Source organism: Lysinibacillus sp. NPDC095746 (assembly GCF_044763535.1).
In the GTDB taxonomy this organism is placed as follows: Bacteria; Bacillota; Bacilli; order Bacillales_A; family Planococcaceae; genus Lysinibacillus.
This window is the reverse complement of sequence record NZ_JBIWGL010000028.1, coordinates 1-13,454: the sequence shown is the minus strand read 5'-3', so window position 1 is coordinate 13,454 and position 13,454 is coordinate 1. Positions and strand designations below refer to the sequence as shown.

The 13,454-nt window shown below is 37.1% G+C and carries 15 protein-coding genes and 1 rRNA gene; 1 reads left to right on the top strand and 15 read right to left on the bottom strand.

The genetic code is table 11. The features are described 5' to 3' along the window. Nucleotides 1–60 precede the first annotated feature (60 nt). Both ACIQ7N_RS18440 and metG read right to left on the bottom strand, forming a co-directional pair. A complete protein-coding gene (locus tag ACIQ7N_RS18440) occupies nt 61–831 on the bottom strand; it encodes a TatD family hydrolase (protein WP_402934770.1) in 771 nt (256 codons plus the stop codon). Between the two features lie 253 nt (nt 832–1,084). Continuing rightward, nucleotides 1,085–3,061: a methionine--tRNA ligase gene (metG, locus tag ACIQ7N_RS18435; RefSeq protein ID WP_402934767.1), complete on the bottom strand. Its 1,977-nt coding sequence runs from the start codon at nt 3,059–3,061 to the stop codon at nt 1,085–1,087. Nucleotides 3,062–3,564: 503 nt separating this feature from the next. Here metG and ACIQ7N_RS18430 point away from each other — a divergent pair. Further along, on the top strand, nt 3,565–3,843 hold the full coding sequence (locus ACIQ7N_RS18430; protein ID WP_004229214.1) for a transition state genes transcriptional regulator AbrB: 279 nt from the start codon (nt 3,565–3,567) through the stop codon (nt 3,841–3,843). A gap of 566 nt (nt 3,844–4,409) precedes the next feature. Here the strand turns inward: ACIQ7N_RS18430 and rsmI are convergent. The 13 genes from rsmI to rrf form a co-directional block, all read right to left on the bottom strand. Continuing rightward, nucleotides 4,410–5,282 (bottom strand): 16S rRNA (cytidine(1402)-2'-O)-methyltransferase, encoded by an 873-nt coding sequence (gene rsmI / locus ACIQ7N_RS18425; RefSeq protein WP_402934764.1) that lies wholly within the window; start codon nt 5,280–5,282, stop codon nt 4,410–4,412. Next, a complete protein-coding gene (locus tag ACIQ7N_RS18420) occupies nt 5,279–5,542 on the bottom strand; it encodes a GIY-YIG nuclease family protein (RefSeq protein ID WP_132364287.1) in 264 nt (87 codons plus the stop codon). Before ACIQ7N_RS18420 ends, rsmI begins: the two co-directional genes overlap by 4 nt. Then, entirely contained in the window at nt 5,526–6,275 is a 750-nt protein-coding gene (locus ACIQ7N_RS18415) for a tRNA1(Val) (adenine(37)-N6)-methyltransferase (RefSeq protein WP_402934761.1), read from the bottom strand. Before ACIQ7N_RS18415 ends, ACIQ7N_RS18420 begins: the two co-directional genes overlap by 17 nt. A 63-nt stretch (nt 6,276–6,338) precedes the next feature. After that, entirely contained in the window at nt 6,339–6,695 is a 357-nt protein-coding gene (yabA, locus tag ACIQ7N_RS18410) for a DNA replication initiation control protein YabA (RefSeq protein ID WP_132364283.1), read from the bottom strand. A gap of 27 nt (nt 6,696–6,722) precedes the next feature. After that, the gene (locus ACIQ7N_RS18405) at nt 6,723–7,538 is read right to left on the bottom strand and encodes a PSP1 domain-containing protein (protein WP_132364280.1); all 816 of its coding nucleotides are present in this window, start codon (nt 7,536–7,538) and stop codon (nt 6,723–6,725) included. Further along, nucleotides 7,531–8,535 carry a DNA polymerase III subunit delta' gene (holB, locus tag ACIQ7N_RS18400; protein ID WP_132364278.1) on the bottom strand — a complete coding sequence of 335 codons (1,005 nt, stop codon included), beginning with the start codon at nt 8,533–8,535 and terminating at the stop codon, nt 7,531–7,533. Before holB ends, ACIQ7N_RS18405 begins: the two co-directional genes overlap by 8 nt. Nucleotides 8,536–8,704: 169 nt before the next feature. Beyond that, complete coding sequence (locus ACIQ7N_RS18395; RefSeq protein WP_132364275.1) at nt 8,705–9,145, bottom strand: YaaR family protein; 441 nt, start codon at nt 9,143–9,145, stop codon at nt 8,705–8,707. 65 nt (nt 9,146–9,210) lie between these two features. After that, nucleotides 9,211–9,540, bottom strand: a complete 330-nt coding sequence (locus tag ACIQ7N_RS18390; protein WP_049667342.1) for a cyclic-di-AMP receptor — start codon at nt 9,538–9,540, stop codon at nt 9,211–9,213. A 280-nt stretch (nt 9,541–9,820) separates the two neighbouring features. Continuing rightward, a complete protein-coding gene (tmk, locus tag ACIQ7N_RS18385; protein ID WP_132364273.1) occupies nt 9,821–10,450 on the bottom strand; it encodes a dTMP kinase in 630 nt (209 codons plus the stop codon). A gap of 17 nt (nt 10,451–10,467) precedes the next feature. Further along, the gene (locus ACIQ7N_RS18380; protein WP_402934756.1) at nt 10,468–11,892 is read right to left on the bottom strand and encodes an aminotransferase class I/II-fold pyridoxal phosphate-dependent enzyme; all 1,425 of its coding nucleotides are present in this window, start codon (nt 11,890–11,892) and stop codon (nt 10,468–10,470) included. Nucleotides 11,893–11,982: 90 nt separating this feature from the next. After that, the gene (locus ACIQ7N_RS18375) at nt 11,983–12,519 is read right to left on the bottom strand and encodes an HXXEE domain-containing protein (protein ID WP_402934753.1); all 537 of its coding nucleotides are present in this window, start codon (nt 12,517–12,519) and stop codon (nt 11,983–11,985) included. Between the two features lie 296 nt (nt 12,520–12,815). Next, nucleotides 12,816–13,253: an SRPBCC domain-containing protein gene (locus ACIQ7N_RS18370; RefSeq protein WP_402934750.1), complete on the bottom strand. Its 438-nt coding sequence runs from the start codon at nt 13,251–13,253 to the stop codon at nt 12,816–12,818. A gap of 107 nt (nt 13,254–13,360) precedes the next feature. Beyond that, nucleotides 13,361–13,454, bottom strand: a 5S ribosomal RNA gene (rrf, locus tag ACIQ7N_RS18365); the annotation flags it as partial.

The window sequence follows — 13,454 nt, the reverse complement described above, 5'->3', positions numbered from 1 at the left end:
GAAAATTGACATTACCTTTTTAGCCAACCACAAACCCAGTATTGGAGGCATCTCAGCTAGTTAATTGTCAATCCTAAAAAATTTTTTCGCATTGGCTGTCGTTGCTTGTGCAATTTCCCCAATTGTTAATCCTTTTAAACGGGCAATTTCTTCTGCAACTAATGGCACTAAAGCTGGCTCATTACGTTTTCCTCGGTATGGGTGAGGTGCTAAATACGGTGCATCAGTTTCAATCATTAAATGTTCTAAAGGTATTTCTGTCGCCACTTCTTTCGGCATTCGTGCATTTTTAAATGTCACCGGCCCACCAAGACTAATCATAAAATTCATAGCAATACATGCTTGTGCGGTTTCCACGCTGCCACTATAACAATGCATAACGCCTCCCACGGAAGCTGCGTTTTCTTCACGTAAAATTTGTACAACATCTCCAGTAGCATCCCTGTTATGAATAATAATTGGTAAATTCAGCTTTTGCGCTAAATGAATTTGCTTGCGGAAAAGCGCTTGTTGAACATCTTTCGGGGATTTATCCCAATAGTAGTCCAATCCAGTTTCACCAATACCTACTATTTTCGGATGTGCTGCCAATTCCTCAATCCATTTTAAATCCTCTTCTGTACAATCAATGGCGTCAACAGGGTGCCAACCAATGACACCATAAACAAAATCATACTGTTCAACCAGTTGCATTGTTTTTTCAATAGTTTTGCGGTCGAAACCAACAACAACCATTGTTTCTACTTTGGCTGCAAGAGCTCTATCTATAACCTCTTGTAAGTCTTCTTCATACTGATCTGCATTTAAGTGTACATGTGTATCAATGAACATCGTCATTCTCCTAACATAGATTTTATTAAAAATTATTATTTCATATTTTTCGGCAGTGTTACAATTTTGTTACAAACAATTTTGTATTATAACATTACTCACAACCTCAGACACCCCATCCATTACTATATACCTAAAAAAACGCAATGAATAGTATGCATAAATTATTTCAAGATAATAAACTACTCCTTTTCGAAACGGATTTTAAAAGCCTACTGAACTTTTTACATTCAGCAGGCCTTCCTAAAATTTATTACTTTACTTTTGCGCCGTTTTCTAGTTTCGGATCAACCGATGCTAATTTTAAAATCCCATCTTTTTCTCCAGCTAAAATCATTCCTTGTGATAATTCACCGCGTAATTTAACCGGCTTTAAGTTAGAGACTACAATCACTTTTTGACCAATCAATTCTTCTGGAGAATAAAACTTTGCAATACCTGAAACTACTTGTCGTTGCTCATATCCAAGATCCACTTGAAGCTTTAATAATTTATCTGCCTTCGGAATCGTTTCACACGCTGTTACAGTAGCTACTCGTAAATCAACTTTCATAAAATCATCAATAGTAATTTCAGGAATTTCTGGAACTTCAGCTGCTTTTTGCTCATTTTTTGTTTCTTCTACTTGCGGAGTTTTCACCGAGCCTCGCATTTCTTCACGAATATACGCAATTTCAACTTCACTCTCTAAACGAGGGAAAATCGGAATACCTTTTTCTACCACTTTAATGTTTGCTGGAATAGTATTGCCGAATGTTTCAATTGTTTCCCATGCTAAGAATTTGTCATCCAAACCTAATTGTTCAATAATTCGTTTAGGGGTAGATGTCATAAATGGTTGTAGCATGACAGCAATTTGGTGTAAACTCTCCGCCAAATTTCGCATAACAGCTCCTAATTTCGGCTTATCTGATTCCTCTTTTGCTAGCACCCACGGTTGAGTTTCATCTATATATTTATTCGTTCTTGAAACAAGTGTCCATACATCTGCTAATACGACACTAAACTGCATTTTTTCCATACTTTCTTCATATTTAATACGTACCGATTCAGCTTGTTCTTTTAAAGCCGCATCAAATTCTGTCGACTGAAGACTTTCAGTTGGAATCATGCCATCGAAATATTTATTTATCATTGAAATAGTACGATTCAATAAATTACCTAAATCATTTGCTAAGTCGAAGTTTGTACGTTCAACAAAAGATTCTGGTGAAAATACACCATCAGATCCGAATGGTAACTCACGTAATAGGAAATATCGTGTCGCATCTAACCCATAACGTTCTATTAACATCTCAGGATAAATAACATTGCCCTTTGATTTAGACATTTTACCGTCTTTCATCATGATAAAACCATGGGCAAATATTTTTTTCGGAAGTGGTAAATCTAGTGCCATTAGGAAAATTGGCCAATAAATAGTATGGAATCGAACAATATCTTTACCAACTACATGTACATCTGCCGGCCAATACTTATTGAATAATGCTTCATCTTCTGAAAGATAACCTAATGACGTGATATAGTTAGTTAAGGCATCTACCCATACATAAATGACATGTTTAGGATCTCCAGGAACTTTAATGCCCCAATCAAATGAAGTTCTTGAAACAGATAAATCTTCTAACCCCGGTTTAATAAAGTTATTAATCATTTCATTTTTTCGAGATTCAGGCTCAATGAAATCAACGTTCTCTTCATAATAAGCTAATAGACGATCAGCATATTTCTTCATATTAAAGAAGTAAGATTCCTCTTTAACTTTGTGTACGGGACGACCACAGTCTGGGCAGTTACCATCTACTAATTGTGTCTCAGTAAAGAATGATTCACATGGTGTACAGTACGACCCTTCATACTCACCTTTATAAATATCACCATTATCTAAAAACTTTTGGAAAATCTTTTCGACAGTTTTCGTATGACGCTCTTGCGTCGTTTGAATAAAGTCATCGTATGAAATGTCCATTAATGACCAAAGCTTTTTTGCAGCATCTGCAATTTCATTCACGTATTCTTGGGGATGTTTACCCGCTTCTGCAGCTTTTTCTTGAATTTTTTGCCCATGCTCATCCATTCCAGTCAAAAAACGTACATCATAACCACGTAAACGTTTATAACGTGCAATTGTATCTGATGCTACAGTTGTATACGCTGTACCAATATGGAATTTCCCGCTTGGGTAATAAATAGGGGTTGTTATATAGAATGTTTTGTTTTGTTCGCTCACAAGAACTGCCTCCATTGTTTCACAGTATACTATCTATTCTAACTAAGTACGAAATTCGTTTCAACTTCTTTCAGCGAGTGTCCAAGCACTCGCTCCAGAGAAGTTAAAGTCTCCGGTGGATGTCACGGAATCGGAAAAGAGCTCTTATATAAGAAGTTAGCCTAAAACGATCGCATCATTAACGGCTAACTGACCTGCATTACGGAGGCCAAAGCACAAAAGCGATGCCGGACGCGAAAAATGTCGAATGATAGAATCAATCCATTTAATGTCTTAAATGAGAAGCTTTTTTACTAGAAATTAAAATATATAATAAAAACCTTTTAAAATAACCAAAATATCTGTTTTCTCCTCAAAAATTTTTTTAAAAACAATAATCTTAGTGTATTAATTAATTGACGTTTATGGCATTACTTGGTATGATAACTATCAGACAAGGAAATTATGTCGAAATTTGACGAAATACCAATATAACTTTTTAAACATTAGGAGGAAAATTAATTATGAAATCAACAGGAATCGTTCGTAAAGTCGATGAATTAGGACGTGTAGTAATTCCAATCGAACTTCGCCGTACACTAGGTATTGCAGAAAAAGATGCTTTAGAAATCTATGTGGATGATGACAAAATCATCTTAAAAAAATATATGCCAAACATGACATGTGCTGTAACTGGTGAAGTTTCTGATGATAACTTCCGTCTAGTTGGAGGCAAATTAATTTTAAGCCCTGAAGGCGCAGAAATGTTAGTGAAAGAAATTCAATCTAACTTAAAAAAATAATTTGATATACTCACCTAAATCAAGCACTGTGATTTAGGTGTTTTTTTATCAATTTCGCCTTGCTTAATTGGGTCGGTAGGCGTTATCTTCATTTAATAGAAGATAACTATAATATGCCCAATTTTGGAGCCCCTTATAATGTCCATGTCAGACCTTTTATGAATAAGGATACTATTTTTTACAATTATTATCAATTTATATGATTTATAGACTCCTCTCTACTAATGTGGGGTTGATTTTCGTCTGGCTAGACGCTTTGTTATTGTTGTTGCTGACGCTTTTGTGACTGACGCATCACTTTCGCGCAAAGTAAAGCTTTCTGTGGGCGTCCGATAGCCACTTCACTCGTGTTGCTCGCTCCAATACGATGTTGGTTACGAAGGGGTTATCACAGGACGTGATGGTTTTAGCCTTCGCTCCTCTATTGCTAACCCCCACGGAGCAGCCCAGCCTCACATGGCAATTGTTTTAACAACTATCATCCCGAAGACTATTGGTGAAGAGTCTCCATTTAAATAGATATACAAAAAAGAGGTCGCCCTATTAAGGCAACCTCTTTCTTTCCATTAACTATGGTATTCGTTATAGACTTCTCGCTTAGCTACTTGACGTAGTTTTGCTACTTCCTTTATCGCTTCTTTTGATGTAATGCCTGTATCATTCATAATATAATCGACATGTTCAACGACAGACATTGTCATCCAATAGGTTTCTTCGTTTATTTCTTCCTCGGCATTCTCGTTTCCTTCAAGGACAATACAAAATTCCCCTCGAATTTCCTCTGTTTGTGACCATTCCACTGCTTCAGCCAACGTACCACGTAAAAACTCTTCAAATTTTTTAGTTAACTCCCGAGCTAATACGATTCGACGATTACCAAGAATGGATTCCATATCTTTTAAAGTGTCCTTTAAACGATGAGGAGCCTCATAAAACAAAATAGTTTCCTGACGTTTTTTTAGTTGCTCTAATTGCTGTCGACGATCCTTTTTTCCTCGATGTAAAAATCCATAAAAGAAAAATGGCTGCGGTGTTAACCCAGAGGCGATTAATGCTGATATTGCAGCATTAGGTCCTGGCACCGGCACAACTGGAAAGTCCTGATCGATTGCTTTTTCGACTATATCTGCACCAGGATCGGAAATACAAGGTAGACCAGCATCACTAACTAATGCGACTGTTTTTCCTTCACGTAAGAAAGCTAATAGCTTTTCTCCCCCTACCTCTAAATTATGCTCATGATAGCTGATCAGTGGTGTTTCTATATCAAAGTAGTTGCATAGCTTCTTTGTATTACGTGTATCCTCGGCAGCAATAATATCTGCTTCCTTTAAAATACGTAACGCACGTACACTCATATCCTCTAAGTTACCAATAGGCGTTGCCACTAAATATAAACAACCTGTATGACCGTGCATTGTACTTTTCTGAGATTTCATGCGTCATCCCTCCCTATATATTTCATTTTTTGCTTTCGTGTTAGCTGTTTAAAAGCGTATTCTGCACGCATCGCTTCTTGTTTTGTGTCGAATTCCTCTACATAAATACATTCCACTGGACCTCGCGCTCTCGTATATTTTGCTCCCTTACCAGCATTATGCATATCAACACGCCTGTCTACATTATTCGTATAGCCAGCGTAAAAGGATTGATCGGCACACTCTAACACATAAAAATAATGGCTATTGCTCTTTTCCATAAAGGATTTCTCTCACTTCTGCTGTATATTCATTATTCGCATTATAAACATACAAGGGCGGTAATATTTTCAGATCGGGCTTACCATCTTTAATTCCTTCTATTAATAGTGTATTGGCTTCTTTGCCTTCTTTCGGGTAAATAAGTTGCATACGTTTGGGCTCTATACGATTTGCACGCATTGCCGTAACAATATCTAGTAACCGACCTGGACGATGAACAAAAGCTGCCTTTCCGCCCTGCTTTAATAATTTGCTTGCTGATTGTATTGCTTCCTCTAACGTTAAATATAGTTCATGACGTGCAATAGCGTAATGCTCACTTAAATTTTTATCACTAGCTTCATGTGCTAAAAAATATGGTGGATTACAGGTTACAACATCATATTTTTCAATACCAAGCTCCTTAGGAATTTCCTTCACATCACCAAGGACCATATGAATTTGTTCTTCTAACTTATTGTAACGGATACTTCGCTCAGCCATATCAAATAAACGTGGTTGAATTTCTACTCCTGTAATATGTCCCTTCGTTCTGGCGCTTAGAAAAAGTGGGATAACACCATTGCCTGAGCACAAATCAACAATTTTCCCTTTATGATATGGGACATTGACAAATTTAGAAAGTAGCACTGCATCCAATGAAAACGAAAAGACGGAGGGACTTTGAATAATACGCAAATTCTCAGCTAATAAATAGTCTAATCGTTCATCACCCTTCAACCAATTTTCCATTTTTCTTCCTCCTACTATACAAAACAAAAGACTGACACCACTATAGTGGGAATCAGCCTTCTATTACACATTTTGTTTATTTAAAAATGATAGACAAAACAGACAGTCTTCACCTTTACGGGAACTTCCGAAATGAACATGACAAACATGGAAGCCTTCATGGTATAAACGTGCTAGATTATCATAACCTTCGCCAATATCTAACGGATTCTCTTTCTTCTCATCAGAAGCCTGTACAATGTTTTCATTAGAAAGTAACTCTTCTAGACGTGTACGAAGGTGATGATTTTCTGTTTCGAGTGCCTTATGCTCCTCCATCATTAACGCTACAAATTGTTTCAATGCACCAAATTGCTCCTGCATTGCTTCGAGCTGTTGTTCGAACTCCATAACGGTATCTAAGAAATTACGGTCCTTCACCCAAGCCACCTCGTCCAATTCTCTATCTTAAATAAGATTTTTTTCGCATGCTAGCAGTTCTTCTAATGTATACTCGACTGTGCGCTCCTGCTCTTGTAAATATACTTGAATGAGTCTTTCTAATACATTTAAACCGACAACTTTACCGCGGCCATCTGGTGTCATCGTCATATCACCAACGTCTGGCATACCCTCTTTTGCTTCCTCATACTCATCATTTTCATATTTCAAGCAGCACATTAAACGACCGCACAGACCTGAAATTTTGGATGGATTTAAAGATAAGTTTTGATCTTTAGCCATTTTAATAGAAACCGGCTCAAAATCTCCTAAAAACGTTGAACAGCAAAGCATTCGGCCACAAGGGCCAATTCCACCTAACAACTTCGCCTCATCACGAACACCAATTTGACGAAGTTCGATACGTGTTCTAAAAACTGAAGCCAAATCTTTTACAAGATCTCTGAAATCAACGCGTCCTTCAGCCGTAAAATAAAAGATGATTTTATTACGATCAAATGTATATTCAACATCAACGAGCTTCATTTCTAAATTATGCTCAATGATTTTTGCGCTTGCTAGTTCAAATGCGTGCTTTGATTCGGCTGCATTTTCCTCTACTTGGATACGATCACGTTCATCCGCTGGTCGTAGAACTTGTTTAAGTGGTAATACAACATCATTATCCCCAACAACCTTTTGGGGGACAACTACTTTACCATATTCTACACCGCGAGCTGTTTCTACAATGACATATTGGCTGTCCTCAAGTAGATATGATGCTGGATCAAAGTAATATATTTTACCCGCTTTTTTAAAACGGACTCCCACTACATTATACAAATGTATATCCCTCCTGCAGATTTAGCATTAACTGCTCCATCATTAACGTCCTATTCATGTTACGCTGTAAAGATGAACGTGCCTGTAAAATAGACTCCATTTGACTAGATAGACGTTCATAAGTCGAATGTAGCGCAGCTTCTTTAAATGTTTGTAACATGTCTGGGTAAGTACAAGTTGCTTCGGGATTAGCTTTTATTGACACTATATCACGGTAAGCAAATAGTAGTAAATCTAATGCCTGCTCCATCTCGCTTTTTTCTTTAAACAGTGGTAGCCATTCCTCATGTACAACAAGCATTGCCTCATGTACATTTTGGCGAATTGCCTCTACTAATTTTAACACTGTTTTTCGAGCATGTGCAAACTGCTCATCATTTGCTAAAATCATAGCTGTTTCGAGTTCGTTCGTCATCATGCTCACTGTAGATGCCATCGAATAAGAAATATTGTTATCTTGCAAATGCTTTAATAATATGTGTCGAGGCATTTTTTGGAATTTAATGTGCTGGCAGCGAGAACGAATCGTTGGTAAAATTGACTGCATTTGCTCCGTTAACAAAATTGCCGTTACTTCCCCCTCTGGTTCCTCTAAAAATTTAAGTATCATGTTTGCAGATGCAATATTGAGACGATCTGCATGATGAAGTACATAAATTTTACGTCCCTCTTCCACACCCATCATCTTCATTTCTGCAATTAATTCACGTATTTGATCAATTTTAATAAATTGACCTTCTGGATAAATTTGATGAATATTTGGATGATTACCCGAATCAACACGTCGGCAATTTCGACATGTTTCACATGGAACATTTTGCTTTGGTTGCTCACATAGCATTAATTTGACAAAAAACTGCATAATATCTACTTTGCCTGTCCCTTTTTCGCCATCAAAAATGTATGCATGCGCTAATCTATTTTTGTCAAAAATCGTTTGAAGCTGTTTCATTACAACTGGTTGTAGTGTGAATAGCTCTTCAACATTCTTGGCCATATATTTAAATTCCTTCCTACATTACACTCATAGCATAATTGTTTCCTATTGCTCAAATTTGGAAATATCTTAGAGCATATAGATTGGTTTTATGTCATTCAACAAATAAGTTTGGCTGCTGAATAGATTTGAAAAAAGCCCGCGCCTACAAGAGAACGAGACACGGGTTTTACATATACAAATTAATTAATAAGCCTTTAATCTCACCGATTTTATCAAGAAGGTCAATTGCTTCCTTTTCTTCATCTAAAATATCTTGTGCAAGCTCTACAAGACGCGTATCAATAGTTTCGATTATTTTCAAGCGTCTTCCTTCACCAAAACGATTCCAAGTATGTGATTGCTTTAAATCCATACCATGCTCTACCGTTTCTTGTAGAAATCGTTTAACAAGCATTTTAAAACGAGCAAGTTCTCGTAAATTACGTGATCTTGCAACACGATCACCTGCTGTAGAAATATCCCCTAGCAATCGTGTAAGCTGTTCAGTCTGTAATTTGGTTCCTTGCTTGACGACCATATCTCCAAATCGGTTATTTTGATTATTATTATGCAGCGGCTCTTTACGATTAGTATTTAACCCGACACGTATATCTTGATTGATCTTCAAGCTGTTCGCCCCCACTTGCTATCAAATATATATAATGTGTTGTATTTCTTTTAACGTCGCATTATTTAAAAATGATGAAACTGTTCAATTGGTAATACAAAAACTGTCGCTCCTCCTACCTCTACCTCGACAGGATACGGTATATAAGAATCTGTATTCCCGCCTAATGGCGAAACAGGAGCAACCATTTGTTCTCGCGCTCGACAATTATCACGAATAATATCTAAAACTTTGGGTATGAGAGAGTCTTCCGTCCCAATAAGAAACGTCGTATTTCCAGAGCGTAAAAATCCTCCTGTGCTTGCTAACTTAGTTGCACGAAACTGATTTTTCGTTAAAGCATTCGATAAGCGGCTGCTATCCTGATCTTGCACTACAGCTACGACTAACTTCATTCGCACTCACCCCTTTGATAAAATTTAACTAAATAAATTTTATTACCTTTTCAATTATGCCGAGGCATAATTGTGTTCGGATTCGTACTTGCACAAAGTACGCCTTTCCGATTCCATGATATACGCCCGAGTTCCTCTATTTCAGTAGGTGTTTGGATATCTCCTGCATAGGAACAATATCCGCATTCAGCTATTGTCGCTTCGCTTCGCGCAGAAAACATTTACTGAATGATTATAGATGTTACCATTATATCACATTGTGGTAGACAACTTCATGCATTTACTGTATTGCTTCATATATTAATGACCATACATCTTCAACAACACGCTCAATACTTTGATCCGCATTGACGACACGTATACGCTCAGGGTAACGCTCCACTAACTGTAAATATCCTTCCCGAACCTTCTTATGAAAAGCTAAACTTTCAACATCTAAGCGATTTACTTCTCGCTCTCCATGAGCATGAATGCGTGCCAAGCCAACCTCTGGTGCAAGGTCAAATAATATTGTCAAATCAGGTAACATCTTACCGATTGCGAACTCATTAATAGATAATACTTCATCAACGCCAATACCACGCGCATATCCTTGATATGCTAATGAAGAATCGATAAATCGATCACAAATAACCGTTTTACTAGCCTCCAACGCAGGTCGTACTTTTTCAAAAAAGTGCTGACTTCTCGCTGCTGCGTATAATAATGCTTCTGTACGCTCATCCATGGCTGTATGTTCAGGGTTTAAAATAATGCTCCTAATTTTCTCAGCAATTTCAATACCACCAGGTTCTCTCGTTGCTAATACATCAATATTTTCCTCTGCAAGTCGCTCGGCTATTTTTTGAATAACTGTTGTTTTTCCGGCACCCTCTGGACCTTCAAATGTAATAAATAAATTGCAATTCATGCTGTTATTGCCTCCAACTACTTAATGATCTCAATCATCTTTTCTTCTAAACGGTGATTTCCTTGGAACGTTGCACCACAAGCTAGTAATTCCTCTAGCTGACTTAGCTTTGCTACTGTTATTTTTTCTCCCGGAACAAGCAATGGAATGCCTGGTGGATAAGGAATAATCATACTAGCAGAAATACGTCCTATTGTTCGCATATACGGAAACCATTCTTTTTCCGCCTTTTCAATTTCATCAAATGTGTAGGCTGGTTCCGTAATAGCTACAAAATTATAGGCTGTTTGTGAAGCCGTTATTATTTCTGCCTTTGGTGTACTTACTAACAATGTTATAGCATCCTTAATACGAACACGTATTTCTGCAAATGGATAGCTATGTCCCTGTTTCAATAAGGGTAGCACAAGCAACACTTGATTGGCATCTGCTAGTTCTACATATACATGCTTTGCTTCTAATGCCTCTTGTAATTGAAAACCGCTATAACCATTAACACGTAACAATAATTTTATAGGGTCGTCTACCTCAATAACTTCCAAAGAGCCAATAGCTTGTAATGCCTCTACCCATTGATCTCTTTTTTCTATTATATATGCACCGTCACTCTCCATATATGTCTGTATATAATAGCGTGCATCATCTAATGAAGCCAATAGAAGATAGGATGGGCTGCTAGATTGTAACATACGTAAATAGTAATTTATTTTGTCGACATCGATTAAATCAGAATTAACATGCATAAAGGATGCCATAGTCATAGCAGGCAATGTTTTATGTGCAGACTGTACTACTATATCTGCACCAAATGTCAATGCTGATGGTTGAAATAAAGTACATGCACTAAAATGGGCTCCATGTGCTTCATCCACTAAAACAGGAATACCCTTGCCATGACAATACGCAATTTGCTGCTGCATTTCTTTAGATGCCATACCATAATAAGTAGGATATGTTAAAACGACAGCCCGGGCCTCTGGATACCTATCAACTGCATCCTTTAAATCTTTATAAGAAACATGTGTTGCAGTTAACGTACGTTCATCCCAAAGCGGGGAAACAAATACAGGTTTTGCTCCAACAAGCTCTAATGCGTGAAATATAGACTTATGTGCATTACGTTGGACAATAATCTTATCCCCTTTTTTACATGTGGCATAAATCATTGCTAAGTTTCCAATTGTAGATCCCCCTACTAAAAAGAAACTTTTCATCGCGCCATATGTATCTGCTAACAAGTTTTCTGCCTCTAATATCATTTCCTCTGGGTGATGTAAGTCATCAAGTCCCGATAATTCTGTTACGTCATATCGCATTACATCTTTAAATGGCTGAGGAAGATGGGAGAGTTCTCCATGCTTATGACCTGGGACATGAAAGGAAATATTTTGTTGTTGTCGAAAGCGCTCTAACCCTTCTACAATCGGCCTTTTCTTTTGCAAAACAAAACACTCATTTCCGTTATATTCTCAGTTAATTATAACACTTACGGTACAAAAACATTTGCTGATTGGCTATAAATAAAGTGAAATTCATATAACCTTTTTCCCGATCCAATGTGCTAGTAAGGCAATAGGTATCAATAAAAGACAAAATGGTAAACATACAAAAATAATATTCCATGTTATGACTTTATTAACTAATAACGAATGATACAAAATTAAACTGTATGGAATAACAATTATCAAAGATGTGCGTGCACCTGGTGTAATGGAACGAAGAAAAATAGACTGTGCAAGGTGAGTGAATGCATGTAAAAAGTAAGTTAGCGTAACAACAGTAAAAAAGTAGATTTCTCCATATGGCCCATGATTCACATACTGATTTGCTACAAAAGTGGAACTACTTACAAACATGAATATTACGATGACCGCTACCGCAAACTGCGCAGTCGACATCGAAAACTGTTTCATAACTCGATCAGCCATTTTTTCCGGCAATCTTTCGTACAATATAGTAGAATTCTTATTTAGCCACTTTTCAACCATAATAATCTCTTCAAAATCATGAAGAATAAACATAATAGGAAATAACCAAATAAGTGTTTGAATACCTAGCCATTGTTCCATGATGATTCCTCCCCCAAAGCCCTCATCATAAAGTGATTTCAGTTTCCGATTGGTCGCTTTCTCGGGGCGTCCGATAAGCCCCTTCGCTCTCTGTGACATTAATGTTATCAGAGAAGTCGCCCAATCTTCTCTCCAATCAGCTTATATCAACTGTACACGTATTAACAATGTCATCCGCAACTTTTGGTGTTAAACCATAAAAGGATCATTGCACCTAATAGCAACTTTCTTTTATATTACATGATATTCTACGTTTAACAGTAAAACTTTTTAAAATGTACTTAACTCTAATTTCTCTACAACATACGAGCCTTTACCGCCATCTCTTGTACAAGCTGTTCAACTAATTGTGGTACAAACTTCTCTAAAACTGGATTCATCATCCCTGCTAAGAAACCACTTGCCTTCATTGTTAAATTGCCTATTAGTTGACATGTACCATTTTGATCTTGTGTAATTTCAATATAACCATCACCGTTTATCGGGTCTGATAAGCCTACCAAATCAAACATAACTTGATTAGGGTTCGATTCCTTGTCCTTAAGATTAACCTTTACAGCTTTTTGGATAATGCCAAAATCCCCTTTAAACACCCAAATCATATTTTGTTCATTTGGAAATTCATGATGTAAATAACCGGGTATTAGTACAGCCCATTGCTCTTTATTTTTAATAAACGCTTGTAGCTTTGCTTTCTCAATTTGAATATTTTCACGGTATAACCCTGTTGCCATCTCAACACACCCCTTTATTTGTTTAATTTAATTTTAACATTTTTAGGGATTTATTACTGCGTTTTTAAAACAATAAAAAACCACTGATTTCTCAGTGGCTACTTTGTGCCTAGCGACGTCCTACTCTCACAGGGGGAAGCCCCCAACTACCATCGGCGCTAAAGAGCTTAACTTCCGTGTTCGGTATGGGAACGGGTGTGA